Origin of the sequence: Pseudomonas sp. B21-053 (genome assembly GCF_026016365.1) — a bacterium.
GTDB lineage: Bacteria > Pseudomonadota > Gammaproteobacteria > Pseudomonadales > Pseudomonadaceae > Aquipseudomonas > Aquipseudomonas nunensis.
The window spans coordinates 6211116-6237771 of the sequence record NZ_CP087205.1; the positions used below are offsets into that span (position 1 = coordinate 6211116).

General features: G+C 60.8%; 25 protein-coding genes. 15 read left to right on the plus strand and 10 right to left on the minus strand.

Going from position 1 to position 26656, the window contains the following annotated elements; all coding sequences use genetic code 11:
• The first annotated feature begins 156 nt into the window (after window positions 1–156).
• Both LOY68_RS27870 and LOY68_RS27875 read left to right on the plus strand, forming a co-directional pair.
• A complete protein-coding gene (locus LOY68_RS27870; RefSeq protein ID WP_265041050.1) occupies window positions 157–831 on the plus strand; it encodes a YciC family protein in 675 nt (224 codons plus the stop codon).
• Between the two features lie 75 nt (window positions 832–906).
• Window positions 907–1986, plus strand: a complete 1080-nt coding sequence (locus tag LOY68_RS27875; RefSeq protein WP_265041052.1) for an endonuclease/exonuclease/phosphatase family protein — start codon at window positions 907–909, stop codon at window positions 1984–1986.
• On the opposite strand, the gene LOY68_RS27880 is transcribed toward LOY68_RS27875, so the two are convergent.
• Window positions 1966–3408 carry an MFS transporter gene (locus tag LOY68_RS27880; RefSeq protein ID WP_265041054.1) on the minus strand — a complete coding sequence of 481 codons (1443 nt, stop codon included), beginning with the start codon at window positions 3406–3408 and terminating at the stop codon, window positions 1966–1968. The genes LOY68_RS27875 and LOY68_RS27880 overlap by 21 nt on opposite strands.
• A 128-nt stretch (window positions 3409–3536) precedes the next feature.
• Here LOY68_RS27880 and LOY68_RS27885 point away from each other — a divergent pair, with 128 nt between their 5' ends.
• Window positions 3537–4439 (plus strand): LysR family transcriptional regulator, encoded by a 903-nt coding sequence (locus LOY68_RS27885; RefSeq protein WP_265041056.1) that lies wholly within the window; start codon window positions 3537–3539, stop codon window positions 4437–4439.
• Here the strand turns inward: LOY68_RS27885 and hrpB are convergent.
• Complete coding sequence (hrpB, locus tag LOY68_RS27890; protein ID WP_265041057.1) at window positions 4436–6955, minus strand: ATP-dependent helicase HrpB; 2520 nt, start codon at window positions 6953–6955, stop codon at window positions 4436–4438. The genes LOY68_RS27885 and hrpB overlap by 4 nt on opposite strands.
• Window positions 6956–6998: 43 nt before the next feature.
• Window positions 6999–8135 (minus strand): alkene reductase, encoded by a 1137-nt coding sequence (locus tag LOY68_RS27895; protein ID WP_265041059.1) that lies wholly within the window; start codon window positions 8133–8135, stop codon window positions 6999–7001.
• 88 nt (window positions 8136–8223) lie between these two features.
• Here LOY68_RS27895 and LOY68_RS27900 point away from each other — a divergent pair, with 88 nt between their 5' ends.
• From LOY68_RS27900 to LOY68_RS27910, 3 genes are all read left to right on the plus strand, one after another.
• Entirely contained in the window at window positions 8224–8607 is a 384-nt protein-coding gene (locus tag LOY68_RS27900; protein ID WP_163911558.1) for a winged helix-turn-helix transcriptional regulator, read from the plus strand.
• Between the two features lie 148 nt (window positions 8608–8755).
• A complete protein-coding gene (locus tag LOY68_RS27905) occupies window positions 8756–9175 on the plus strand; it encodes a polyribonucleotide nucleotidyltransferase (protein ID WP_163911555.1) in 420 nt (139 codons plus the stop codon).
• 30 nt (window positions 9176–9205) lie between these two features.
• The gene (locus tag LOY68_RS27910) at window positions 9206–10111 is read left to right on the plus strand and encodes a cation diffusion facilitator family transporter (RefSeq protein ID WP_163911553.1); all 906 of its coding nucleotides are present in this window, start codon (window positions 9206–9208) and stop codon (window positions 10109–10111) included.
• On the opposite strand, the gene LOY68_RS27915 is transcribed toward LOY68_RS27910, so the two are convergent.
• Window positions 10096–11184, minus strand: a complete 1089-nt coding sequence (locus LOY68_RS27915) for a DUF6515 family protein (protein ID WP_265041062.1) — start codon at window positions 11182–11184, stop codon at window positions 10096–10098. The two genes, LOY68_RS27910 and LOY68_RS27915, sit on opposite strands and share 16 nt — an antisense overlap.
• Before the next feature lie 415 nt (window positions 11185–11599).
• Between LOY68_RS27915 and LOY68_RS27920 the strand changes: the two genes are divergently transcribed.
• Both LOY68_RS27920 and LOY68_RS27925 read left to right on the plus strand, forming a co-directional pair.
• Window positions 11600–12079 (plus strand): Lrp/AsnC family transcriptional regulator, encoded by a 480-nt coding sequence (locus LOY68_RS27920; RefSeq protein ID WP_007937367.1) that lies wholly within the window; start codon window positions 11600–11602, stop codon window positions 12077–12079.
• A 258-nt stretch (window positions 12080–12337) separates the two neighbouring features.
• Window positions 12338–12544: a DUF2788 domain-containing protein gene (locus tag LOY68_RS27925; protein ID WP_054052468.1), complete on the plus strand. Its 207-nt coding sequence runs from the start codon at window positions 12338–12340 to the stop codon at window positions 12542–12544.
• On the opposite strand, the gene LOY68_RS27930 is transcribed toward LOY68_RS27925, so the two are convergent.
• The 5 genes from LOY68_RS27930 to LOY68_RS27950 all read right to left on the minus strand — a co-directional run bounded on the left by LOY68_RS27930 (window position 12539) and on the right by LOY68_RS27950 (window position 19454).
• Window positions 12539–13180 carry a pseudouridine synthase gene (locus LOY68_RS27930; protein ID WP_054052655.1) on the minus strand — a complete coding sequence of 214 codons (642 nt, stop codon included), beginning with the start codon at window positions 13178–13180 and terminating at the stop codon, window positions 12539–12541. The genes LOY68_RS27925 and LOY68_RS27930 overlap by 6 nt on opposite strands.
• A 69-nt stretch (window positions 13181–13249) precedes the next feature.
• Window positions 13250–14749 carry an AMP nucleosidase gene (amn, locus tag LOY68_RS27935; RefSeq protein ID WP_163911548.1) on the minus strand — a complete coding sequence of 500 codons (1500 nt, stop codon included), beginning with the start codon at window positions 14747–14749 and terminating at the stop codon, window positions 13250–13252.
• A gap of 177 nt (window positions 14750–14926) precedes the next feature.
• Entirely contained in the window at window positions 14927–16573 is a 1647-nt protein-coding gene (locus LOY68_RS27940) for an acyl-CoA dehydrogenase family protein (protein ID WP_265041070.1), read from the minus strand.
• A 72-nt stretch (window positions 16574–16645) separates the two neighbouring features.
• Entirely contained in the window at window positions 16646–19030 is a 2385-nt protein-coding gene (locus LOY68_RS27945) for a hybrid sensor histidine kinase/response regulator (protein ID WP_265041071.1), read from the minus strand.
• Window positions 19031–19286: 256 nt separating this feature from the next.
• Window positions 19287–19454: a hypothetical protein gene (locus tag LOY68_RS27950; RefSeq protein ID WP_265041072.1), complete on the minus strand. Its 168-nt coding sequence runs from the start codon at window positions 19452–19454 to the stop codon at window positions 19287–19289.
• Between the two features lie 35 nt (window positions 19455–19489).
• Here LOY68_RS27950 and LOY68_RS27955 point away from each other — a divergent pair, with 35 nt between their 5' ends.
• The 4 genes from LOY68_RS27955 to LOY68_RS27970 all read left to right on the plus strand — a co-directional run bounded on the left by LOY68_RS27955 (window position 19490) and on the right by LOY68_RS27970 (window position 23036).
• Window positions 19490–20287, plus strand: coding sequence for a hydroxymethylpyrimidine/phosphomethylpyrimidine kinase (locus tag LOY68_RS27955; RefSeq protein WP_054052463.1), 798 nt, complete (start codon window positions 19490–19492; stop codon window positions 20285–20287).
• A 32-nt stretch (window positions 20288–20319) separates the two neighbouring features.
• Window positions 20320–20946: a thiamine phosphate synthase gene (gene thiE, locus LOY68_RS27960; RefSeq protein ID WP_054052461.1), complete on the plus strand. Its 627-nt coding sequence runs from the start codon at window positions 20320–20322 to the stop codon at window positions 20944–20946.
• 27 nt (window positions 20947–20973) lie between these two features.
• On the plus strand, window positions 20974–22257 hold the full coding sequence (gene hemL, locus LOY68_RS27965; RefSeq protein ID WP_054616718.1) for a glutamate-1-semialdehyde 2,1-aminomutase: 1284 nt from the start codon (window positions 20974–20976) through the stop codon (window positions 22255–22257).
• A 224-nt stretch (window positions 22258–22481) separates the two neighbouring features.
• Window positions 22482–23036 (plus strand): tetratricopeptide repeat protein, encoded by a 555-nt coding sequence (locus tag LOY68_RS27970; protein ID WP_054052457.1) that lies wholly within the window; start codon window positions 22482–22484, stop codon window positions 23034–23036.
• 129 nt (window positions 23037–23165) lie between these two features.
• On the opposite strand, the gene LOY68_RS27975 is transcribed toward LOY68_RS27970, so the two are convergent.
• Window positions 23166–23495, minus strand: coding sequence for a DUF1820 family protein (locus tag LOY68_RS27975; protein WP_045062075.1), 330 nt, complete (start codon window positions 23493–23495; stop codon window positions 23166–23168).
• A gap of 134 nt (window positions 23496–23629) precedes the next feature.
• On the opposite strand from LOY68_RS27975, the gene miaB reads away from it, so the two are divergent.
• The 3 genes from miaB to ybeY all read left to right on the plus strand — a co-directional run bounded on the left by miaB (window position 23630) and on the right by ybeY (window position 26656).
• Complete coding sequence (miaB, locus tag LOY68_RS27980; protein WP_265041078.1) at window positions 23630–24958, plus strand: tRNA (N6-isopentenyl adenosine(37)-C2)-methylthiotransferase MiaB; 1329 nt, start codon at window positions 23630–23632, stop codon at window positions 24956–24958.
• 206 nt (window positions 24959–25164) lie between these two features.
• Entirely contained in the window at window positions 25165–26169 is a 1005-nt protein-coding gene (locus LOY68_RS27985) for a PhoH family protein (protein WP_054052453.1), read from the plus strand.
• Window positions 26162–26656, plus strand: a complete 495-nt coding sequence (ybeY, locus tag LOY68_RS27990) for an rRNA maturation RNase YbeY (RefSeq protein ID WP_054052451.1) — start codon at window positions 26162–26164, stop codon at window positions 26654–26656. The genes LOY68_RS27985 and ybeY overlap by 8 nt, the downstream gene beginning before the upstream one ends.

The window sequence follows — 26656 nt, forward strand, 5'->3', positions numbered from 1 at the left end:
GAATATCGTCGTCCTCATCCACGGTGGATAAGGTGCCTCTCAGTTATGGGGCTGATACAGGATGTTTCAATGCTCTTTACCGAACGTTTACGTTTGCGCCCCCCGGCGCTTCATCGGTTAAAGTGTGGGACTGCTTTTAACCTGCGATACCGACTGATGAATCCGTTCGATGTGCTGCGTGACTCCTTGTATTTCTTCAAGCGCAATCTGGGCCAGATCGTGCAACTGTGCCTGCCGCTGGTGATGTTCGAAGCGTTCTTGCAACAAATGGTCGACAACACCGCCGGCCCGGACGGCTTTCCCGGTTACAGCGTGATCGTCGGTTTGCTGGTGTATCCGCTGTACACCGCAGCGCTGATTCTGTTTCTCGACGCTCGCAGCCGTGGCGAATCGCCGCGCATCCGCGACCTGCTCGCCACTTCCGCTTCCCTGTGGCCACGCTTCGCCCTGCTCACGGCGCTCAACACGCTGCTGATTCTGCTGGGCCTGTCGCTGTATTTCCTGCCGGGTATCTGGCTGATGGTGACCCTGGCCTTCGCCGAGTACCTGCTGGTGCTGCGCGGCATGGGTCCGTTGGCGGCGATGAAGGAAAGCCTGCGCCTGACTCGCGGCCATTTCCTGCGCATCCTGGTGTGCATCCTCGCGGTGATGGCGCCGTTGTGGCTGCTCAAGGGTGCCAGCCTGGAGATGTACCCGGAGCCACAAAATCCGCTGCTTGGCCTGCTGATCGACAGCGCCCACAGCTTCCTGCAATTGTTCACCAGCGTGGTGCTGTTCCGCCTGTTCATGTTGATCAGCGAAGTGCCTGACAACAACGACAGACTCGTCTGACCGCTCTACCCTTGGGCGCGGACGCCGCTCTCGGGTATGCTCGGGATCATCTTTGTAACGCTATAAGCCGAGCCAATGACCCGTCTACTGCGCTACACCCTGCTGGGCCTGCTGATTATCCTTGGCCTGGCGGGCCTGCTGATCTACAGCGTCACCTGGCGGCCCGAAGCCAGGGAAGTGTTGCCCGTCAGTTGCAGTGCCAAGGCGCCCACCCTGGTGCCCGGGCAGGCCTTGAAAGTGATGACCTGGAACGTCCAGTACCTGGCGGGTAAACGCTATTTGTTCTGGAACGACCTGGCCCAGGGCGACGACGAAAAACCCACCCTCGAAGACATGGCCTTCAGCCTCGATGAAGTGGCGCGGGTGATTCGCGACGAGCAGCCGGACATCGTCCTGCTGCAAGAACTGGATGACGGCGCCAAGGCCAGCGATTATCAGAATCAGTTCAAACTGTTGCAGGAACGGGTCGCCGACCTGTACCCCTGCAGCGCCCACGCTTTCGACTGGAAGGCTGACTTCGTTCCTGAGCCGCACATCTTCGGCAGCGTCGGCCGGCAACTGGCGACCCTGAGCCGTTACCAGATCGAACATGCCGAACGCCTGCAACTGCCAGTGGCGCCCGCCAACTTCATCAGCCGTCAGTTCAAACCGAAAAACGCCTTGCTGGTGACGTACCTGCCGTTGAGCGATGGCGGACAGATCGCGGTGCTCAACACGCATCTAGACCGTGTTCGCCAGCCCGACGATACCCTGCAAGCGCAGGTGACGGCGGTGGCCAAGGCCCTCGACAAATACGAGGGTCGCGGCACGCCGTGGTTGATCGGCGGTGACTTCAATCTCTTGCCATTGGGCCAGTACCGACGCCTGCCCGCCGAGCAGCGCACGCCCTACTCCGCCGACAGCGCCCTGCATGTGCTGTGGGACAAATACCCGATGATCCCCACCAACAATGAAGCCAGCGGCGTCGATCGGGCGCAGTGGCTGACCCATTACCCGAACGACCCTGGCTTGAGCGGCCCGGACCGGACGGTTGATTACCTGTTTTACAGTCCACGGATCAAACGGGTCGAAGCCACGGTCAGGCAGGACGACACGTTGCGGATTTCCGATCATCTGCCGGTGATTGCACGGTTTTTACTGCCCGCGGCGCCGTGAAACGATCTGACTGATAACGCCAATCGCGATGGCCGCAACGATGAGTGCAGCGGCGACCGCAAACGTCATCCGCATCCCCGATGCAATGGCCTCTGGGGTGGCTTGCAGGATATGGCTGCCGGCAGCTCCGAGTGCAAACACGGCGCCCATCACAGAGGCCCCGGTGATGAGCCCGAGATTGCGCGACAGTCCGAGCAAACCGGAAACAACCCCGCGTTGTTCCGGCTGGATGCTGGTCATGACGGCCGTATTATTGGCCGCTTGAAACAACGCATACCCGGCAGTGATGACTGCCAGCGGGACGATGTAGCCCAACACGCCGACACTGATCGGCACCACAGGCAGAATCATCGACCCCACCGCCATGGCGATGAGGCCGCTGATGCTCGAACGATGCGCCCCCAGTTTGTCGACCATCCGGCCTGCCGGCACTCCCGTCAATGCAGCGACCAGCGGGCCGATCGACATCACAAGACCGACGCTTGCGGTGTTTAACGCCAGTGCGCCAGAAAGATAAAACGGCCCCACCACCATGGTCGCCATGACGACGGTGGTCACCAGGGCGCTCATGGCGAAGCCGCCACTCAGCAGCGGATCCTGAAACATCGCCAATTTCACCAGGGGTGATGACGTGGTGTTTTCGATGAACACGAACAAACACACGCCACCCACCGCGACCAACAACAGCGCGGTATTAACCGGGCCGAAACTGCCGCGTCCCAGGGTCATCGCAAGGGCATAGGCCAGGAGTGTCAGGACCAGCACCAGCGTGCCGAGAGGGTCGAAACCTGTCCGATCAGTCTTCGCCTGCCGGCGATCAATCGGCAGAAAGCGCCAGGCGAGCAAAATCGCCAGAATACCCAGCGGTACATTGACGAGAAAAATCCCCTGCCAACCCACACTGGCGATCAACACACCGCCAAGGGTCGGCCCTAGTGAAGTGCCAATTGCGGACATGGTGCCAAGCATCCCCATGGCACTGCCCATCTTGTCCTTGGCAACTGCCGCCCCCACAAGCGCCATGGTCAGCGCCATCATGATTGCCGCACCGCTTCCCTGTAGGGCTCGGGCGGCGATCAGCAATCCGAGATTGGGCGCAACGGCGCAGAGGATTGAAGCCAAGGTAAAAAGCGAAATCCCGATCAGCAACAAACGTCGACGGCCGATCAGATCCCCGAGCCGCCCAACGCTGACGATCAGGGCGGTGATGGCCAGCAGATAGGCCAGCACCACCCATTGGACGTCCTGGAAGGAAGCAGAGAACGATGCGGCCAATGTGGGCAACCCGACATTGGCAATGCTGATGCCAAGCGAAGACAGCAGCATGGATAACGAAAGGCTGGCCAGCGCGCCCCGAGTCGAAGTGGCCGGTTTAGCGTCAATTTCTACTCGGGCGGCGATGGAGGTCTGGCTGATTTTCATGTTCTGACGACTCCGGCAATAGGCTTGTCCAGAGCCTATGCCGCTGCCTACTATGGCGGAAGACGCACCATTTGCACTTTATACATGCACGTGGCGCCACATCAGAAAAAAAGAGCGAGGACGCCAGCATGTCGCTGCCCGATCTGAATTTGTTGATCACGCTGGATGTGCTGCTCGCGGAAGGCAGTGTGGCCCGCGCGGCCCGACGCTTGCGGCTGAGCCCATCGGCCATGAGCCGGGCACTGGCGCGGCTGCGTGAAACGACCGGTGATCCGCTTCTGGTCAGGGCCGGGCGTGGCCTGGTGCCGACCCCGCGCGCGCTGGAACTGCGCGAGCGCGTCAGCGTGCTGGTTCAGGAGGCGCTAGCCATGCTGCGCCCCACCGAACAACTCGAACTCAAGCAACTTGTTCGAACCTTCACGCTGCGGACCAGTGATGGCTTCGTCGAGAATTTCGGGCCGAGGCTTATCGCTCGCCTGATGGAGGAAGCCCCGCATGTACGCTTGAACTTCGTGCAAAAACTGAACAAGGACAGCACGCAACTGCGCAACGGCACGGTCGATCTGGAAACAGGCGTGATTGGCGAATCGACCAGCCCGGAAATCCGCACCCGGATGCTGTTCCGGGACCATTTCACGGGCGTCGTACGCATGGGCCACGCGCTGAGCGAAGGCGCGATAACACCTGCCCGTTATGCGGCGCAAAAACACGTCCTGGTTTCACGCCGGGGTGACGACAAAGGTGTCATGGATGAGGCGCTGGCCCTGCTTGGTCTGGAGCGGGAAATTATCACCGTCGTTGGCGGTTTTTCTGCCGCGCTGGCACTCGCGCGAGCTTCAGACCTGGTCGCCACTGTGCCGCAACGCCACGTCGGAAACCTGTGCGACGGCATGCATCGTTTTGCGCTTCCGTTCCCGACACCACAGATTAGCGTATCCATGCTCTGGCATCCGCGCATGGATGCGGACCCTGCACATCGCTGGTTACGCGGATGCATCTGGGAAGTTTGCAGTGAGTCGGAATCGGCTTAGGGCTTACGCGGTTTGATCCGCGCCGTCGCTTCAGCCACCAACGGGTCATCCGGCCAGTAATGCTTGGGATAGCGCCCCTTCAAATCCTTCTTCACCTCGGCGTAGGTGCTGCGCCAGAAGTTAGCCAAATCCTGAGTCACCTGCACTGGCCGCCGCGCCGGGGACAGCAGGTGCAGCTTGACCACTTGCCGGCCACCGGCAATGCGCGGGGTTTCGGCGAGACCAAACAGCTCTTGCAAACGCACCGCCAGAATCGGCGGTTGCTCGCTGTAGTCCAGCCGGATCGATGACCCGGACGGCACGCTCAAATGATGCGGCGCCAGTTCATCGAGGCGTTGCGGCAATGGCCACGGCAACTGGTTATGCACGATGCTCGAGAGGTCCAGATTGGCGAAGTGGCTGAGTCGCGAGACTTTTCCCAGGTATGGCATCAGCCAGTGTTCAAGGTTTTCAAGTAGCGCGGCGTCGCCGACGTCCGGCCATTCACTTTCACCTTTGGCGCCCAGGTCCAACTGGCGCAACAACGCCACCCGCGCCTGCCACTGACGCAGCTCCGGGGTCCATGGCAGCAGCTCCAGGCCTTTGCGCCGCACAAGATTGACCAGCGCCTGGCTGCGTGCGGTTTCGTCGAGCCCGGTCAAGGGTTCGCGGCTGAGGATCAATTCGCCAACCTTGCGCTGCCGCTCGGCCCGCAACACGCCTTCGCGCTCGTCCCAATCCAGTTGATCGACGTTGCGCACCTGCTCGGCCAAGACTGAATCGAACAGCGCCGGATCGAAATCCGCCGCCAGGTAAATCCGTTCTTCACGCTGGCCCTGACGACTGCCGAGATCGGCGATCACCAGCCAGGGTTGTTTCATCAAACTGTCGGCCTCGGTAAACAATGCCGCACGCCCGTTGGCCAAGCGATATTCCGCACCGCCGGCCCGGCGCTGTTGCGCGACTCGATCCGGATAGGCCAACGCCAGCAGAGCGCCGAGCCAGCGCGGATGATCGGGATCGCTGACCGGCTCCGAGGCTTTGCCGCGCAAGTGGCCGCGAAACTGCCGCGCCAATTGACGCGCTCGCTGCACGCCGCCCTGGGCGCCGCGAGCAGCGCGCTCTTCGCCGGACAACAGGACCAATCGAGTGTGCAGATCGGCGCCGGCGCCGCGCAAAATGTCTCGCTCGCCAAGCAGCGACGCGACGTCGCACGCCATGTCCGCCAGACCTAACGCCTGACCGCGCAACAGCAAATGCGCGATGCGCGGATGCACCGGCAGCTGGGCCATAGCCTGACCATGACGAGTCAATGCCTCGCCCTCCAGTGCGCCCAAGCGTTCGAGCAGATCCTGTGCCTGTGCATACGCGGCGGCCGGAGGCACATCGAGCCAGGCCAATTGCCCGGGCGTCACGCCCCAGCGGCCGAGTTGCAAGGCCAGCCCGGCGAGGTCGGCACAGAGGATTTCCGGGCTGGCGTAGGCGGCCAGTTGCTCGTGCTGATCCTGCGACCACAAGCGGTAACAGGCACCCGGCTCCAGCCGTCCGGCCCGGCCCGCGCGCTGGGTGGCGCTGGCCTTGGAAATGCGCTGCGTATCGAGGCGGGTCATGCCGCTACGTGGATCGAAATACGGCACGCGTTCCAGCCCCGCATCGATGACCACGCGCACGCCTTCGATGGTCAGGCTGGTCTCGGCAATGTTGGTGGCCAGCACCACTTTGCGCTTGCCGGCGGGCGCCGGATCAATCGCGGCGCGTTGCGCAGCCAGGTCGAGTTCACCGTGCAATGGGCAGAGCAACACCTGTGGATTTTCACCGAGCGCATCGACCAATTGTTGATGGACGCGGCGGATTTCCATCTGTCCCGGAAGGAACACCAGGATGCTGCCGCTTTGCTCATCGATTGCATCCAGACAGGCCTGGACCACTCGCGGCTCGACCGACTCACCGGGCCGAAATGGCCGCCCCCAAATCGTCGATACGGGGTACATCCGGCCTTCGCTGGTGACCACCGGAGCGTCGTCGAGCAATCGTGAAATGCGATCGCCTTCCAGGGTTGCCGACATCACCAGCACTTTCAGAGGCAACTCGTCGCGCAGTAACTCACGGCCATTGAGCGTGAGCGCCAATGCCAGGTCCGCGTCCAGGTTGCGTGAGTGGAACTCGTCAAAAATCACCAGCCCAACGCCTTCCAGCGCGGGGTCTTCTTGAAGTCGACGCGCCAAAATGCCTTCGGTCACGACCTCGATGCGAGTCTTTGGACCCACGCGACTTTCCAGGCGAATTCGATAGCCCACCGTCTCGCCGACCTTCTCCCCCAACTCACTCGCCAACCTTTCCGCAGCAGCCCGCGCTGCCAGTCGACGGGGTTCCAACATCAGGATGGTCTGCCCACCCAGCCACGTTTCATGCAGCACGGCCAATGGAACGCGGGTGGTCTTGCCGGCACCGGGCGGTGCTTGCAGGACCACCTCGTTGCGATCGGTCAAGGCTTGGAGAAGGGCCGGCAGAGCGGCATCGATGGGCAAAGAATTCATGGTGGCTCCCGGGCAGACGGAGCAGTATAACGGCGCGAGCACATTACTGACCGGAATAGGCCGGGAAGTCCGTGTAACCCACTTCGCCGCACCGGGTGTAATACGTCGATCGGTCTGCTTCGGCTAATGGCCAGTCGTACTTGAGACGCTCGGCCAGATCCGGGTTGGCGATATAGGGTCTGCCGAAGGCAATCAGATCCACTAATCCGGTGTCGAGCGCTTCCTCGGCGCCCTGGCGATCGGTGAATCCACCACACCAGATGATCGTGCCAGGAAACACCGCCCGGACCTTGGCCAGCAGCGCGTGGTCGAGGTGGTGGGATTTGAACTCGGCAACTTCCATGTTCGCCTCAGGCATCAGCTCGTAGACCAGATGCAGATAGGCGACGCCAAGACGGACCAATTGCCCGGCCACGTACAGCAAGGTTTCCTCGGTCAGAGGGTCCGCCGGAATACCGTTGAACCTGCCGAACGGCGACAGGCGCACTCCAACGCGCCCCGGACCCAATTCACGCACCGCCGCTTCAACGACTTCCAGCAGGAAGCGTGTACGGTTTTCCACGCTCGCGCCACCATAGCAATCGGTGCGGGTATTGAGCACCGAGTTCATGAACTGCTCGAACAGATAACCGTTGGCGCCATGGATTTCGACACCGTCAAATCCAGCCTCGCGGGCGTGGGCGCTGTCGTTGGAAAAAGTGTCAACCAACCTCATCACTTCCTCCGTCCTCAAGCGCCTTGGCGTGCCGGCGGGGATATGGCCCAACTTGCCATCCGGGCCGTGGGCAAACACCTGCGACTCGGCCCGTTCCGCGGTTACGCCCCAAGGCGCCTCGCCGTTCGGCATGAGCGAGGGGTGGGCCATCCGGCCGACGTGCCATAACTGCAAAAATATCGTGCCACCCTTGCGGTGAACCTCATCCGTCACCAACCGCCAGCCCTGCCGTTGGGCTGGCGTGTAGATGCCGGGGGTCAACGCGTAGCCGTTGCTGGATGGAGCAACGTCGGTGGCCTCGGCCACGATCAGGCCGGCGCTGGCCCGCTGCCCGTAGTAGGTGGCCATCAGCTCATTCGGGATGTCACCTTCGGAGGTCCGCGTGCGCGTCATGGGCGCCATGACAATCCGGTTCTTCAGCAGAACGGTGCCGCCAAGCAGTTGTGATTCGAACAGGTTTATCATAGGTTTTCCTTCGGTCGAATGGATCGGAAGGAAAGCCTACTTTTCGCCCGTCACCCCTATCTACACACCGTTTAGTCAGTGGTTGCATATGAAGACAATCAATAGACTTCCGGGCCTGCCCATCGAGCGCGCGCTGGGCGTCCTCTCGGGGCGCTGGAAAGCGGTCATCCTGCATGTGCTGCTGGATGGCCCGCAACGCACCTGTGACCTGGAAAACCGGATTGCCGGCATCTCACAGAAAGTCTTGATCGAGCAACTGCGGGCGCTTGAGGAACACGGCATGCTGAGTCGGCAACCCAGCGCCAAGGATCGTCAGGGCATCGAATACCTGCTCACCCCGCTGGGCGAAAGCCTGCGGCCGATTCTGGAGTCGTTGATCGAATGGGGAACCCATCACGCCAGGGAGCTCGACGAGTCCCACAGGCTGCTGCCGTGTGAGGCTGTCGTGCGCGCTCGCACTGACGCGTATTGAGATCGCCGAGCAAGACGTTGAGACACGGCAGCAATTTACGGTGGGCACGCCTTGCCGGGCCGAGTATAACGGCGAACTGTCTGGCGTTAATCACAGTCCTAATTCATATAGACGCCCATTCGTTTTCAAATGACCCAGGAGATTTCCTATGCGTGTTCCCTTTCGCCTGATTGGCGGTGTTCTGGTCGCCACCCTGCTGACCCAGGTGACCGCCTGCGGCTCGATTTTCTACCCGGACCGTCGCGGTCAGATCGACGGCAAGATCGATCCGGCCATTGCGGTGCTCGATGCCGTGGGCCTGCTGTTCTACATCGTCCCTGGTCTGATCGCGTTTGCCGTCGACTTCGCCACCGGCGCGATTTATTTCGAGCCGGGCAAGACTGCACAGGTCGCGCCGGAAAAACTCAAGGAAGCGATCGGCCCGGACGGCCAGGTCGATAACCGCAAGTTGCAGACTATTCTGGAAACCGAACTGGGCCGCAGCTTCCCGCTGGATGACCCACGCCTGATCCAGCACAAGGGCAGCAGCCAGCAACTGGCCATGTTCGGCCTGCAACCTGCCGCGTAACTCCGTGCACTCAAAGGAACTGCCGCACCTATGACCACCAGCCTCGAACACGCTCGCCTGCTGAAGCTGGCGACCCGCGCCTCCGTGGCGGTGGCCTGCACGTTGATCGTCGCCAAGGCCATCGCCTGGTGGCTGAGCGGTTCGGTGAGCATGCTCGCCGGTTTGACCGACTCGGCCCTCGACGGCATCACGTCATTGCTCAACTTGCTGGCGGTGCATTACGCCTTGCGTCCGGCCGATGACGATCATCGTTACGGCCACGGCAAGGCTGAGTCGCTGTCGGGCATGGCCCAGGCGTTGTTCATCGGTGGCAGTGCGGTGCTGATTGCCTTTCAGGCGTTTGATCGGTTGAAGCATCCGGAACCGGTGGGGGCGCCGTGGATCAGCATCGGGGTGATCATTTTCTCCCTCGCGCTGACCCTGGCGTTGCTGATGCTGCAACATCGGGTGATCAAGGCAACCGGCTCCAATGCGGTGCGCGCCGACTCCCTGCATTACCGCTCCGACATGATGCTCAACGGCAGCATCCTGGTGGCGCTGATACTGGCCGGGTTCGGCTGGCATTCACTGGATGCCTGGTTCGGTCTGGGGATTGCGGCGTACATCCTCTGGAGCGCGGTGCAGATCGCCCGGGAAAGTTTTGCGGTGCTGATGGATGAAGAACTGCCGCCGGACGTGAGCCAGCACATGCTGGAACTGGCGTGCGGTGTGCCGGGAGTATTGGGCGCGCATGATTTGCGCACGCGGATTTCCGGCAACCATTGGTTTGTGCAGTTGCACCTGGAATTGCCGGGGGAGCTGACCCTGTCAGTTGCCCATGGCATCAGCGATCAGGCCGCCGATGCGATTCACGCCGCTTACCCGCGAGCCGAAGTGCTGGTGCACGCCGACCCGCAGGAAGTGGTGTTAGCGGCCAAGGCTCAGAACGTCACCTGATAACCGCGACTGCTCAGGCAGTTGCCCTGGGCCTGACGGTAGGCTTGCACGACTGACGGATCTGGCTGGTACGTCGCGGTTTGCGGATTGAAGCCGCTCTGTTGCACCGCGTATTGCGAGCACTCGTAACCGTCCTGGGCGACTTGCTGCGGCGACTGGCCGTTGGCTGGATACGCCGTTACGTCAATGCCGTTGCTGGTCGGTTGCGGTTGCGGAGCGCCGACTGGCGGCTCGACCACCACATAATCCTGAGTGCTTTCTTCGTAGGCGTAGTAAGAGCCAGCCGCGAGGAACAACAGCGCACCGCCGATCCACACTTCACGCGCGTAATCAGGCATGTAGTGCACGCGAATCCCGCGCGGTGGCTGCACCACTACGTAGCGCGGACCTTGCGGGCGATACCAGTAGCCGCCGGAGTAGAAGTAGTCCTGGCCGCGATACGGCACGCGGAAGTTACGGTCCGGGAAGCGATCGACCATTTGCCCGGGACGGTACTGCGGACCAGGACCCCAGCCGTTGCCATGCCCGTTCGGGCGACCTTCCCAGCGATGGTCATCGGGACGCGGGCCCTGGTTGTTGCCCTGCCAGTGCTGGTTGTTATCGTTGCGTCGCGGGATGTCCTGATAATTGCCGTACCGAGGTTGCTGGGTCTGGCGCACGGTGTCGGGCCGGCCCTGGATCGGCAGACTGTTGGCAGGCAGTTGCGGCGGTGGCGGCGCAGGACGAACCTGGGTGTTGGCATCGCGCGGCTGACGGTTCTGCCACTGGCCATTCTGATTCTGGCCGTTGTGCTCGAACTGGCGACTGTTGTCGCCACGAATGATCTCGTTGTTCTGCTGGCGCGGCTGATTCTGCTGCGGATTGTTCTGCGGCCGCGGCTGATTATTCTGTTGAGGGTTATTCTGCGGGCGTGGCTGGTTGTTGCCGCCATGGCCCTGATCATTTCGCTCATGATCGCGCCCGTGCGGTACACCTTCGGGCCCTCGGTTCTGCGGCTCATCGGCCAGCGATTGCGCAGTGACACTTACACACAGCAAACCAACACCGGCCAAACGCCAGATGCGCGACTTCATGCTTTTCCTCACTGCGGGTTAGGGCCTGTACGTAAGACTGGAAAAGCACAGGCCGGTTCTGCAACAGGTTATCAGTCACGCAACTTATTTTGCAGGCAATAAAAAAGGGAGACCCGTCGGCCTCCCTTTGAGAACTTCGTCCGTGCTCGACGCTTATGACGTCGGCTCACCTCACGCCGTCTTCTGGACAGTGTGTAGCTCGGGGGCCGGCACATCCCCGATGGGGGTGGCGGCCGCGACTGGCCTGATTGGGCGAGTCGCTGTGGACTGTTTGTCCGAGCAGTGATTCTGGTAATAAGAATAGGCCTGGGGCGTCGGCAGAGGATTGCGAAGATTGCTGAAATAAACATCACTTGCGCAATTTTTAACCCTGGATAGATAATCCGCCGCAATAGTTACGACAAAGGACTGATTGATGAGCAAACTCGACCGTTACGACCTGAGCATTTTGGCGGAATTGCAGCGCGACGCGCGCATCTCCAACCAGGAGCTGGCCGAACGCATCGGCCTGTCACCTTCACCCTGCTCGCGCCGCGTCAAACAGCTGGAAGACGATGGCTACATCTCGCGTCAGGTGGCTTTGCTGGATCGCAAGATGCTCGGCCTGAGCCTCACGGCCTATGTACTGATCGGCATGGACCGCCACACGCCCGAGCGTTTCGAAAACTTCGAAGCGGCGATCCGGACCTTGCCGCAGGTGCTGGAATGCAGCCTGGTGACGGGGATGGATGCGGATTATCAGCTCAAGGTGGTGGTGCCGGACATGGATCACTACCAGAAACTGCTGCTGGGGCATTTGACCCGGATTGAGGGCGTTACCAGCGTGCGGTCGAGTTTTGTGTTGAATCAGGTGTTGAACAGCACTGAGTTGCCGTTGACGCATCTGCGCAGCTAGGAATGCCATTTGTAGGAGCTGTCGAGTGAAACGAGGCTGCGATCTTTTGATCTTGATCTTTTTAAAAGCAAGATCAAAAGATCGCAGCCTCGTTTCACTCGACAGCTCCTACCAGCTCCTACCGGCTCCTACAGATTCCTGCGGGCCGGCACAGGCGACGAATGACCGCGACACACTGCCGCAGGTCAATGCCCGGTCATTCCCCATAGGCGTATACTCGCCCCGCCCTTTTAGCCCCGCCCGCGCTGGAGATGTTCGATGGATCCTGCAGTTTTTGAAGAGTGGATGATGACTGGCCTGGTCAGCATCCTGATCATTTTCATGGGTTTCATCGTCTGGGATCTGGCGAAGAAATCCAAGGCTGGCAAGTTCGGTACCATGATTCTGTTCTTCGTGCTGGGCCTGGGGATCTTCGCGTTCATCATCAAAAGCGTGGTCATCGCGTACATCGAAAATCATTCATAACCGCGCCGGCACTTCCTTCCACTGGCCCTGATCGAGCCCTTCGATCGTCCAGTCGCCGATCCGCACCCGCACCAGACGCAAGGTCGGCAAGCCCACCGCCGCCGTCATGCGCCGCACCTGACGGTTGCGACCTTCGCGAATCACCAGTTCCAGCCAAGTAGTCGGCACACTTTTACGAAAGCGCACCGGCGGGTTGCGCGGCCACAGTTCCGGCTCTTCAAGCTGCCGCGCCTCGGCGGGCAAGGTCATGCCGTCGTTCAGCTCGACGCCATCGCGCAAGCGCTGCAATTGCTCGGCGCTCGGCTCGCCTTCCACTTGCACCCAATAGGTCTTGGCCAGTTTGTGTTTCGGGTCGGCGATCCGCGCTTGCAGTTGTCCGTCATTGGTCAGCAGCAGCAAACCTTCGCTGTCGCGGTCCAGTCGCCCGGCCGGGTAGATCCCGGGAATCTCGATGTAATCCTTGAGCGTCGCCCGCCCTTCACCGTCGCTGAATTGCGTCAGCACATCGAACGGTTTATTGAACAGAATCAGTTTTGGCTCGGCCGGTGGCGCTTTGGCAACACGGCGCGGGGCTGATGAGGATGGCGCAGGTTTCGCGCCAGGGCGGCGGGAAACGGGACGTTGGGGACGAGACATGAGGAAAGAGAACATCTAACGGTCAGGGTTGCTAATGCTAGTGCCCTGACCGCTAAATGACCATGACTGTTAGCGGAACGGCGGCTCGTCGAAGCTGCGCAGTTTGCGCGAGTGCAACGAGTTGAGTTCGGTGCGCAACAGATCCACCGCCTCGATGCCGATCTTCAAGTGCTGGCTGACGGCGCGCTCATAGAAGGCGTTGGCCGAACCCGGCAGCTTGATTTCGCTGTGCAGCGGTTTGTCCGAAACACACAGCAACGTGCCATACGGCACCCGCAAGCGATAACCCTGGGCAGCGATGGTGCCGCTTTCCATGTCCACCGCCACGGCGCGAGACAGGTTGATCAACGGTCGTTCCTGGGCCCAGCGCAATTCCCAGTTACGGTCGTCGTAGGTCAGCACGGTGCCGGTGCGCAGGCGTTTCTTCAGTTCGTCGCCCTTCTCGCCGGTGATGTTGGCCGCCGCTTGCTGCAACGCCATCTGCACTTCGGCCAAGGCCGGGATCGGAATGTTCGGCGGCACCACCCGGTCGAGAATCCCGTCACGACGCATGTAAGCGTGAGCCAATACGTAGTCGCCAATGGTCTGGGACTGACGCAGGCCGCCACAGTGACCGATCATCAGCCAGCAATGCGGACGCAGCACGGCCAAGTGGTCGGTGATGTTCTTGGCGTTGGACGGGCCAACGCCGATGTTCACCAGGGTCACACCGTGGCCATCGCTGGCGATCAGGTGATAGGCCGGCATCTGATAACGGTGCCAGACCACGCCCGCGGCAATCGCCGAAGCTTCGCCGTGGTCCATGCTCTTTTCGATGATCACGTTGCCCGGCAAGACCATGCGCACAAAACGCGGATCGCTGCGCAACTGCTCCAGGCCATGCACGATGAACTGGTCGACATAACGGTGGTAGTTGGTCAGCAGGATCCACGGCTGCACATGCCGCCAGTCGCTGCCGGTGTAATGCACCAGCCGGCGCAAAGAGAAATCTACCCGCGCCGCATCGAACAGCGCCAGCGGCAGCGGATCGGTGTTTTCCCAATCGTACAAGCCATCGGCAATCCCGTCGGTGGCGGCGGACAGGTCGGTACTCGGGAACACCCGCGCCAGCGTGGCGGCAGTGACGCCGGAGCCGGCCAGCTCATCGCCCTGCTCGACCACGTACGGGTACGGAATGTTTTGCTTGCTCACGCCGACTTCCACCGTGACGGTGAAGTCGTGCATCAATGGCACCAGCTGTTCCAGCAGGTATTTACGAAAGGCTGCCGGATGGGTGACGGTGACGCTGTAGGTCCCGGGCAACTGCACTTTGGCGTACGCGCGGGTAGTCTGTGGGACTTCGCCCTGGCAGAGGTAGGTCAGGCGCAATTCGGGATAACGAAACATCGCACGCTGCTCGGCGTCCGGTTCGATACGATCCTTGAGGTAACGCTTGAGCGCCTGATTCAGCGCAGAAGTAGCCTGCTCATGCAGGGCGGCGAGCCGGTCTACGGCTTGTTCGGCGGTTTGAACAACAATAAACGCTTCGGTCACGATCAGCTTCCTGTGTTCTGACTTGCAGACCTTCATCTTGCCTGCATCGTCGTCGGACGGGAACAGTGGCGTGTTGATACAAATGTTCAGGACACCCCGGATCAAAATGTGGGAGCGAGCCTGCTCGCGAATGCAGTTTGTCAGCCAACATCAATGTTGAATGCTAAATCGCATTCGCGAGCAGGCTCGCTCCCACAGGGGGTTCGGGGGTGATTACATGTGTGGGGTCGAGCGGGCGACCAGCGCTTCAACATCCAGCCCTCGCGGCAACGCGCCATACACCCGCCCCGCCGAGCCGAGGCGGCTGGCGATAAACCCGTCACTGACCGCCGAGTTGCCAGCCTCCAGCAACAACTTGGCCTGAAGCCCCAGCGCGATATCCTCGGTCAACTGCCGCGCGCGGTATTGAATGTCGCTGGTGTCCTTGAACGCCGCCTGCAATTGCGCGATGTGTGCGGCCAGGCGTTTGTCGCCATGCCCGTCGCCCAACTCGCTGAACAACACATCCAGCACACCCGGTTCTTTCGACAAGGCCCGCAGCACGTCGAGGCATTGCACGTTGCCGGAACCTTCCCACGTCGAATTCACCGGCGCCTCACGGTACAGGCGCGGCAGGATGCTTTCTTCGACATAACCGGCGCCGCCCATGCATTCCGCAGCTTCGTTGATCATTCCCGGCGCGCGCTTGCAGATCCAGTATTTGCCCACCGCCGTCACCAGCCGGGCGAATTTGGCTTCATGGCTGTCATCCAGATGATCCAGCGCCTTGCCCATGCGCAGGCTCAGCGCCAGGGCGGCTTCGCTTTCCAGGGCCAGGTCGGCCAGCACGTTCTGCATCAGCGGTTGTTCGCTGAGCAACTTGCCGCCCACCGTGCGATGGGCGCAGTGATGACTGGCCTGGGTCAGGGCCTGGCGCATCAGCGAACTGGAACCGACCATGCAATCGAAGCGGGTCATCGCGACCATCTCGATGATGGTCGGCACGCCCCGGCCTTCTTCGCCGATCATCCACGCCAGCGCGCCACGAAACTCCACTTCGCTGGAGGCGTTGGAGCAATTGCCGAGTTTGTTTTTCAGACGCTGGATGTAGAACTGATTGCGCGTGTCGTCCGGGCGATGGCGCGGCAGCAGGAAACAGGTCAGGCCTTTGTCGGTCTGGGCCAGGGTCAGGAACGCATCGCACATCGGCGCCGAACAGAACCACTTGTGCCCCACCAGTTCATACGCCTGGCCCGGACCGCTGGCGCCAACTGGGTACGCCTTGGTGGTGTTGGCCCGCACGTCGGTGCCGCCCTGTTTCTCGGTCATGGCCATGCCGATGGTGACGCCGGCCTTGTGGGCCATGCCGACGTTACGCGGGTCGTATTCGGTGGCGAGGATTTTTGGCAGCCATTGTTCGGCCAGATTCGGTTGCAGGCGCATTGCCGGGACACTGGCGAAGGTCATGGTCAACGGGCAACCGCTGCCGGCCTCGGCCTGGCTGTGCAAGTAAGTCATGGAAGCCCGGGCGACATGCGCGCCGGATTGCGGATGCGCCCAAGGCAATGAGGTCAACCCGTGTTCGACCGCAGTCCGCATCAGTTCGTGATAAGCCGGATGAAATTCCACCAGATCGATGCGATGCCCATAACGGTCATGGCTGACGAATACCGGTTTATTCTGATTGGCCAGGAACCCGGCTTCCATCAGCGGCCCGCCGGCCAGAGCGCCGTAGGCATCGATCCGCGACTCGGCCCAACCGGCACCAAAACGTCGCGACCACTCCTGTAATGGCAGGTCGATACGGTAAAGATTGGTGCCGTCCAGCGACGGAGGCTGGTTGGTGACTTCGTGGGTTTCGGCGAACTGATGCAGGTTCATGACGGGGCTCCTTTGGTCAGCCAGGAACTCAGTTAAGCACCGGCCCTTGGCTGAACAAAGTGTCATACCTGCCTAAATGTCGGCGCTTTCACCTTGTTTCGGACAAAGCACCCGACGATAAAGCGCCGCCTGCAAATCCTCGAATTTAACCGGTTTACTCAGGTAATCGATCAGCGCGCCCGTCGGGCAATGTTCCCGATCAATACTCTGCGCAACCATGAACACTGGCACCTCGGCACAGCCCGGCAAGCCACGGATCTGGCAGCACAGGGACGCGCCATCCTGAGCCGGCAACTGACAATCGAGCACCACCGCATCGAAGACGTCACGCTGCAAAAGATCAAGTGCGGTCGCGCCACTGTCGGCTGTGCGCACCCGGAATCCGAGTTTGAGCAACATGCCGCGCATCACCAATTGGTTGATGCTGTTGTCATCGACCAACAACACGGTGCAGTCCTGAGGCAGACGCAGACGTGAGGTGTCGCGGGTCATAGAGGGCGCAGGCACCGCTTCCACCACCGGCAAATCGACCTCGACGTCCAATTGGAAACGACTGCCGCGCCCCGGTTCGGAGCGGTGGGTCAGGCGCCCGCCGAGCAGCTCCACCAGTTGCCGACAAATCGCCAGGCCAACGCCCAGACCGCCGTATTCGCGGGTCATAGAGCCGTCGAGCTGGAAGAAGCGCTGATACATCGTCGCCTCTCCCAGATCGGTAAAACCAATACCGGTGTCGATCACCGCAAACGACAGGGCCAGTCGCCCCTCTTCGACAGTCTTGCCCGTCACTCTCAGCGCCACGCCGCCGACCCGGGTGAATTTGATCGCATTGTCCAGCAGGCACTCCAGGCATTGCGCCAGTTTGCTGCTGTCACCGAGCAGGCGATCCGGCAGCCCCGGCGTGACTTCGACCTTGAGGTCCAGGGACTTGCTCGACGCATTGCCCTCGAACTGCACGCGCAACGCCTCGACCACGCCGCGCAGGCTGAAGGTGTCCGGGTAAGCCTTGAGCTTGCCGGCCTGCAATTCGGTCAGGGTGAGGATGCCGTTGACCATGCGCATCATGTCCCGCGCCGAGCCGGCGGCAGTTTGCTGGTATTGCTCCAGTTCCGGGTCCATCTCGACGGTCTGCATCAATTCCAGCGAACCGATCACCCCATTCATCGGCGTGCGCAGTTCGTGGGTCAGGGTCGCGAGGAACTCGTCCTTGAGCTTGTTACTGCGGGCCAGTTGCTGGTTCAACACTTCAAGCTTCTGCCCGGCATCGAACAGCGTTTGCGCCTGTTGCTCACGCATGGCGTTGATGCGATCGGCCAGCGCCAGGGACAGCAGCGCCACTTCGATCGCCGAGCCGATCTGGCTGGCGTACATGGTCAGGAAAACGTTCGGCAAGTAACCCAGCACCATCAGTGTATTGACGACGCCGCCGAGCAAAAACGCCGACCAGGCGATGATGAAATAACGCGCCACGCGTAAGCCGCGTACCCAGGCGAAGATCCCGGCGGCAAAAATCACCACGGTGAAAATCAGGGCCAGCGTGGTTGCCAGGCGCAGAGCCAGGGCGTAACTGGTCATCAGCGACAACCCGACCACCACCGCGCCAAACGCGATCAGCGCCAACAGCACGCGATCGAGCCAGCGACTGTGTTGCGCGGTTTGCAGGAAGCTGCGGGCGAACTGGCTGCCGAACAGCCCGGCACAACCAATGAAGAATGGCGTCGCAGCGTTGGCCCACCAAGGGTTGTCCGGCCAGAAATACTCCACCGCCGCGCCATTCACCGACAGCTGATACAGGCCGAACGAGGCGATATAGAAGATGTAATAGAGGTAACTGGTGTCGCGCACGCTGAGGTAGATGAACAGGTTGTAGACCACCATCCCCAACAACACGCCGTAGATCAGGCCCAGCACATAAAGACGCACGGGCTGTTCTTCAAGGTAAGCGGTGCTTGACCACAAGGTCACCGGCGCCTGGATCGAGCCTTGGCTTTGCAGGCGCAAGTAAACGGTTCGCGCCTGATCGGGCTTGAAGTCCAGATTGAACAGGTAGTTGTTCTGGCGAAATTCGCGGCTGGCAAACGGCAGGGCATCACCGGTGCGACGGATCAATTGATAGTCGCCGCCGGCATCGGGCAAATACAGATCGAGGTGATCGAGGGGCGGATAGGCCAGTTCCAGCAACCAGGTCCGCTGCGCCTGCGGATTGGTCGGGCGGTAGTGCAGGTCGATTTTCAGCCAGAACACCGAACGCGAATAACCAGCGTTGAGGGTGGCTTTATCTTGAGTCTTGAAGTTTCCGGCGACGGCTTGCGCACGCACATCGGCGATGGTCGCCTGACCGCCCGCGTCTTCGTACACCTGCATGGTTCGACCCAGGGGAAGGCTCTGGGTGAATTCGTCAAATTCAACGGCGCTCGCCAGAAGGGGCAAGCACAACAGCAACATCAGCAAATAGCGCATTTAAGCCCCAGCGTGGCCTGTCCGGTTTAGTCAGGAAGCCCCCCCTTTCCTTTTGAGTAGACGTAAAACCGGTATTACCTGTTATTGGTTTGGATCCACTCTAGCATAGCCGTTGATGGCCATTGAGCACCATTGAAATTTTTCCTACAGAGGCTCTAGAACGGGCGTTCCAGCGCCACACCCTGAGATAGAGCTGTTTGCCCGTAGCAGCTGCCGAGCCCGCGAGGCTGCGTTCGGCGGCGAAGCCGTCGTGAAATCAGGCGACGCGGTGTTTCAGCAAGACCGAGTGATCAGGTTTGACGACGGCTTCGCCGCCGAACGCAGCCTCGCGCTGCTCGGCAGCTGCTACGGGAGTCGGCGTCACATTCAGTAGCAGATACGTGAGCCGGGCGTCAGCTTCGGCAGCTGCTACGTGGGCCGTCATGACTCGCTGGTCGACTGGTGGTAAGCTCGCGCACCATGAATATCTACAGCTCTCGCCCCGTTGTCCTCTGTCTCTCCGGCCACGACCCAAGTGGTGGCGCCGGCTTGCAGGCAGATATCGAAGCCCTGCTCGCTCAGGGTTGTCATGCGGCCCCGGCCGTCACTGCCCTGACTGTGCAAGACACGGTCAACGTCACTGACTTCCGCGTCCTCGATCGTGAGTGGGTGTTGGCCCAGGCCAATGCCGTGCTCAACGACTCCGAAGTCGCGGCCGTCAAACTGGGCATGCTCGGTTCCCTGGAGATGGTCGACACGGTTGTCGAACTGCTCTCGGCGCACCCGCATTTGCCGGTGGTCTGCGACCCGGTGCTGCGTGCCGGTGGCGGTGGACGCCTGGGCAAGGACGAAGTCGGCTACGCCATGCGCGAACGCCTGCTGCCGCTGTCGATCATTGCCACCCCTAACCTTCCCGAAGCGCGCATCCTCGCCGAACTGCCCGACGGCACCGCGGACGAGTGCGCTGAAAAACTCCTGCCCTTCGTCAAACACCTGCTGATCACCGGCGGCCATGGCGACGAACACGAAATCCATAATCGCCTGTACAGCCGCGACGGTCGCCGCGAAACCTTCACTTGCCAGCGTTTGCCCGGCAGTTATCACGGTTCCGGTTGCACACTGGCCAGCGCCTTGGCCGGTCGTCTGGCCCAGGGTGAAAACCTCGCCAGCGCCGTGCAGACCGCGCTTAACTACACGTGGCGCACCCTGCGCGATGCCGAGCAGTTGGGCAAAGGCCAATTCGTGCCGCGCCGCCTGCCGCTGGATTTTTGTTCGTAACTCTTGATGCGTAATGCGCAGAGGCTTGCCCGATGAAACTACGTGGCCTGTATGCCATTACCGATAGCCAGTTACTGGCCGGTAAATTTCTTTCGTACGTGGAGGCGGCGCTGGAAGGCGGCGTCACGCTGCTGCAATACCGCGACAAGAGCAGCGACGAGGCCCGGCGTTTGCGCGAGGCCGAAGCCCTGCGCGATTTGTGTGACCGCTACAAGACTCAGCTGATCATCAACGATGACGCCGAACTGGCCGCGCGCCTGAACGTCGGCGTGCATCTGGGCCAGACCGACGGTCCGCTGACCCCGGCCCGCGCGCTGCTCGGTCGTCAGGCGATCATCGGTTCGACTTGCCACGCGCAACTCGAACTCGCCGAACAAGCCGCCAAGGAAGGTGCGAGTTACGTCGCCTTCGGCCGCTTCTTCAACTCCAACACCAAACCCGGCGCCCCGACGTGCAGCCTCGACCTGCTCGATCAGGCCCGTAGCAAACTGCACCTGCCGATCTGCGCGATTGGCGGCATCACGTTGGAAAACGCCGCGCCGCTGGTGGCCCATGGGGTCGATCTGCTGGCTGTCGTGCATGGCCTGTTTGGCGCCGAGAGTACGGCTGAAGTGACCCGCCGCGCCCGCGCCTTCAACGAACTGCTTTCTATTAAGTAGCTTAAAATCCGATTTGAGAGCCCGATCATGTCTCGTTCCGAAACCCTGTTTGCCGATGCTCAAAAACACATCCCCGGTGGCGTGAACTCGCCTGTTCGCGCGTTCAAGAGCGTTGGCGGCACGCCGCTGTTCTTCAAACACGCCGAAGGCGCCTACGTCACCGACGAAGACGACAAGCGTTATGTCGATTACGTCGGTTCCTGGGGCCCGATGATCCTCGGCCACAGCCACCCGGACGTGCTGGACGCAGTGCGTAAACAGCTGGAACACGGCTTGTCCTACGGCGCCCCGACCGCGATGGAAACCGAGATGGCCGACCTGGTCTGCTCGATCGTGCCGTCGATGGAAATGGTGCGCATGGTCAGCTCCGGCACCGAAGCGACCATGAGTGCGATTCGCCTGGCCCGTGGTTTCACCGGCCGCGATGCGATCATCAAGTTCGAAGGCTGCTACCACGGTCACTCCGACAGCCTGCTGGTCAAGGCCGGTTCCGGCCTGTTGACCCAAGGCGTACCGAGTTCGGCAGGCGTACCGGCTGACTTCGCCAAACACACCCTGACCTTGCCGTTCAACGACATCGACGCCGTGGAAACCATGCTCGGCGAAGTCGGCCAGGACGTGGCGTGCATCATCGTCGAGCCGGTGGCCGGCAACATGAACTGCGTTCCGCCGGCACCGGGTTTCCTCGAAGGCCTGCGCACACTCTGCGACAAGCACGGCGTGGTGCTGATCTTCGACGAAGTGATGACCGGTTTCCGCGTGGCACTCGGCGGCGCCCAGGCGCATTTCGGCGTGACGCCAGACTTGAGCACCTTCGGCAAAATCATCGGTGGCGGTATGCCGGTGGGTTGCTTCGGCGGCAAGCGCGAAATCATGTCGCACATCGCGCCACTTGGCCCGGTCTACCAGGCAGGCACCTTGTCCGGTAACCCGTTGGCCATGGCCGCCGGCCTGACCACCCTGCGCCTGATCAGCCGTCCGGGTTTCCACGCCGAGCTGAGCGACTACACCAGCCGACTGCTCGACGGCCTGCAACAGCGTGCCGATGCGGCGGGCATTCCGTTCGTGACCACCCAGGCGGGCGGCATGTTTGGCCTGTACTTCAGTGGCGCCGACGACATCGTGACTTTCGATGACGTGATGTCCAGCGACGCCAATCTGTTCAAGCGTTTCTTCCACTTGATGCTGGAAGGTGGCGTGTACCTGGCGCCAAGCGCTTTCGAAGCCGGGTTCACCTCGATCGCCCACGGCGAAACCGAGTTGAAACTGACCCTGGATGCCGCTGAACGCGCTTTCGCCGCACTGAAATAATGCTGTGCCGCTGACGTTGGCGATTGCCAGCGTCAGCTTTTACCTACATTCCTGTGTCTTTTCCCACCCTTGTGCCAATAATCTCCCGCAAAGTGGGCGATATATTCCCCGCGCAGCAGAAAAACGAGTAAAGACTTTGTAAGGTTGGCCCTGCTTATTTCATAATGCGCGCTTATTGGATCCCTCGATGGGTCCGCGCGCCCTTCAGAGGTAAGTCGATTCCCATGAACCGCACCGGCCGCACCCTTGCATTGGGCTGCCTGTTGCTCCTTCAGCCCCTGCTCGCGCACGCACAAGCAGGCGGCAACTCGTTGTTGATCCCAGCGATGGGTCGCTGCACCCTCAATACTCAGCCGCAAGATCTGACGCAAGCGCTTGCCGCCTGCCAGAAAGCGTCGGATGAAGGGGATGCGCAAGCGCAATACGAGTTGGGTGAGTTCTACTACGACGGCAAAAACACGCCGCGTGACCTCAATAAAGCCCTGGCGTTCTTCGAAAAAGCCTCTCTGCAAGGCCACGCCCAGGCGCAATTCAAACTCGGCACCATGTTCTTCCACGGCGAAGGCGTGCCGGCCAATAACGTTCAGGCGTATATCGTGCTGAAAATGGCCGCGGTCAACGGCGCAGAAGATGCGTTGGACACCGCCGACGAAGTCGCCGAGAAAATGCCCCGCGAAGATCTGGAAGTTGCTACCCAGGTGCTGGGACAAATCTTCCGTAAATACCTGATGGAATTGCAAAGCGCGGATGGGCGTACGCCGTTTTCGCCTCTTCCCTGATTTTTGCTTTGTTCTGACTGGCCCCTTCGCGAGCAAGCCCGCTCCCACCTTTAACCGCGTTCCAACCTAAGGACTCGGTCTACTGTGGGAGCGGGCTTGCTCGCGAATGGGGCAACTCGGTCTTGCGTCTTACTTATCAGGCATCGGCATCGGAAACGGCATCACATTGCCGACCGCGCCACGGGCTTCGCTGATTTTCGGCGTGCCCAGGCGCTCGACTTCGTCGATGCGCACAATCGAATGCATCGGCACAAAACTGCGCACCACGCCCTCGAACTGAGCCTTGAGTTTCTCTTCGCTCGGATCGACGACCACTTGCGTGCGCTCGCCAAAGACGAATTCTTCCACTTCCAGGAAGCCCCACAGATCACTTTGATAGATCTGCTTGGCATACATTTCGTACACCTGGCCCTGGTTGAGGAAAATCACCTTGTAGATTGGGGCTTCACGTTTGGTCATGGTGGGCGGGCAACACATTGGGGATAAAAATGAGGGCGCGAACTATAGCATAGCCGCCGGACGCACAACGGTAGGAACCTTGGGACATGTTCCCTATAATGCGCGGTTCTTTGAATCACGTGATGACTCTGTCCATGGCCAAGAAGCTTTACATCGAAACCCACGGTTGCCAGATGAACGAGTACGACAGCTCGCGCATGGTCGATCTGCTGGGTGAACACCAGGCCCTGGAAGTCACCGCTCGCGCTGAAGATGCCGACGTGATCCTGCTCAACACCTGCTCTATCCGCGAACGCGCCCAGGACCGGGTGTATTCCCAGCTCGGCCGCTGGCGCGAACTGAAACTCGCCAATCCGGACATGGTGATCGCCGTCGGCGGTTGCGTGGCCAGCCAGGAAGGCGCTGCCATCCGTGACCGCGCGCCGTACGTGGATGTGGTGTTCGGCCCGCAGACCCTGCACCGCTTGCCGGAAATGATCGACGCCGCCCGCGCCACCAAGTTGCCGCAAGTGGACGTCTCGTTCCCGGAAATCGAGAAGTTCGACCACTTGCCCGAGCCGCGCATCGACGGGCCGAGCGCCTATGTGTCGGTGATGGAAGGCTGCAGCAAGTACTGCACCTTCTGCGTGGTGCCGTACACCCGCGGTGAAGAAGTCAGCCGACCGTTCGATGACGTACTCGCCGAGATCATTCACCTTGCCGAAAACGGCGTGCGCGAAGTGACCCTGCTCGGGCAGAACGTCAACGGTTATCGCGGCACCACTCACGACGGGCGCCTGGCGGACCTCGCCGAACTGATCCGCGTGGTCGCCGCCGTCGATGGCATCGACCGGATTCGCTACACCACGTCGCACCCGCTGGAATTTTCCGACAGCCTGATCCAGGCCCACGCCGAAGTGCCGGAGCTGGTGAAACACCTGCACTTGCCGGTGCAGTCGGGTTCGGACCGGATTCTGTCAGCGATGAAGCGCAACCACACCGCGCTGGAATACAAATCCAAACTGCGCAAGCTGCGCGCCGCCGTGCCGGGGATCTGCATCAGCTCGGACTTTATCGTCGGCTTCCCGGGCGAGACCGAGAAAGACTTCGAGCAGACCATGAAGCTGATCGAAGACGTCGGTTTCGACTTCTCCTACTCGTTCGTTTATAGCCAACGCCCGGGGACTCCGGCGGCTGACTTGGCCGACGAGACGCCGGAAGAGCTGAAGAAAGAACGCCTGAACGCGCTGCAACATCGCTTGAATCAGCAGGGATTCGAGATCAGCCGACAAATGGTCGGTTCGACCCAGCGTATTCTGGTTACCGATTATTCGAAAAAGGACCCTGGCGAGCTGCAGGGCCGGACCGAGAATAATCGTATCGTAAACTTCCGCTGCGACAATCCGACCCTGATTGGCCAGTTCGCCGACGTGCACATCGATGCCGCACAGCCGCACTCGTTGCGGGGCTCGCTGGTCCAGTAACACCGACTTCCCCCTGTGGGAGCGGGCTTGCTCGCGAAGAGGCCGTGTCAGTCAACATCAATGTGGCTGACACACCGCCTTCGCGAGCAAGCCCGCTCCCACAAGGGATGGCGTTTTGCCTTGGGTTATTTAAGAGCTTTCGCACCCAGCCCTCTGGCGTTATCCTTGATTTCATCTTAATTGCCCCAGGGCGGCTAAATACGACCTTGAACGCACCCATCGAACCACATCGTTTCATCCTCGAGCCCTTTGAGGCTCGCCGCTTCGCCAATCTGTGCGGGCAATTCGACGAGCATCTGCGCTTGATCGAACAGCGCCTGACCATCGAGATCCGCAATCGCGGAAACCAGTTCGAACTGATCGGCGAACCCAAGCACACCACTTCCGCGGAAAATCTGATTCGCCGTCTGTACCGGGAAACCAAAGGTACGGAGCTGTCGCCGGATACGGTTCACCTGTTCCTGCAGGAATCGGCCGTCGAAGAGCTGGACAACGTCTCCCCCGCCGAACCCTCCGTCGCACTGCGCACCAAGAAAGGCATGATTCGCCCTCGCGGCTTGAATCAGTTGCGCTATGTGAAGGAAATCCTCGGTAACGACATCAATTTCGGCATCGGCCCGGCCGGTACCGGCAAGACCTATCTGGCTGTTGCCTGCGCGGTAGACGCACTGGAACGCGAGCAGATTCGTCGCATCCTGCTGGTGCGCCCGGCAGTTGAAGCGGGCGAAAAGCTCGGCTTCCTGCCCGGCGACCTGTCGCAAAAGATCGACCCGTACCTGCGCCCGCTGTATGACGCGCTCTACGAAATGCTCGGCTTCGAATACGTGGCCAAGCTGATCGAGCGCCAGGTCATCGAAGTCGCGCCGCTGGCCTACATGCGCGGTCGCACGCTGAACAACAGCTTCATCATCCTCGACGAAAGCCAGAACACCACCGTCGAGCAGATGAAGATGTTCCTGACCCGGATCGGCTTCGGCTCCACTGCCGTGATCACCGGTGACATCACCCAGGTTGACCTGCCGAAAGGCACCAAGTCCGGGCTGCACCATGTGATTGAAGTCCTGAAAGACGTGCCGGGCATCAGCTTCACCCATTTCATGCCCAAGGACGTCGTGCGCCATCCTCTGGTGCAACGCATTGTCGAAGCCTACGAGCGCTTCGAGAATCGCGTCGCCGATGAAGCGCCCAAGGATAAACGCCACGATGCTTGAGCTTGATCTGCAACTGGCCACTGAAGCATCTGCGCCAAGCGAAGCCGAGTTCCGCCAATGGTGCGAACTGGCCCTGCGCCAGCGCACCGCCGATTCCGAAATGACCATTCGTTTGGTCGACGAAGAAGAGGCCCGCGAACTGAACTTCACCTGGCGGCAGAAAGACTACGCCACCAACGTTTTGTCGTTCCCGGCCGATGTTCCCGATGAGTTTCTCGATATTCCATTGCTGGGCGATCTGGTGATCTGCGTGGCGGTGGTCGAGCGTGAAGCCGCGGAACAAGGAAAGGAACTAAAGGCCCACTGGGCGCATCTGGTCATTCACGGCTGCTTGCATCTGCTTGGTTACGACCATATAGATGACGAGGAAGCCGAGGAAATGGAAGCACTGGAACGAACGTTGCTTGCCGAGTTGGGCTATCCCGACCCTTATGCGGACGACGAAACCGAAACATCCCCTATCGTTACAACAAAGGATTCAGAGTAA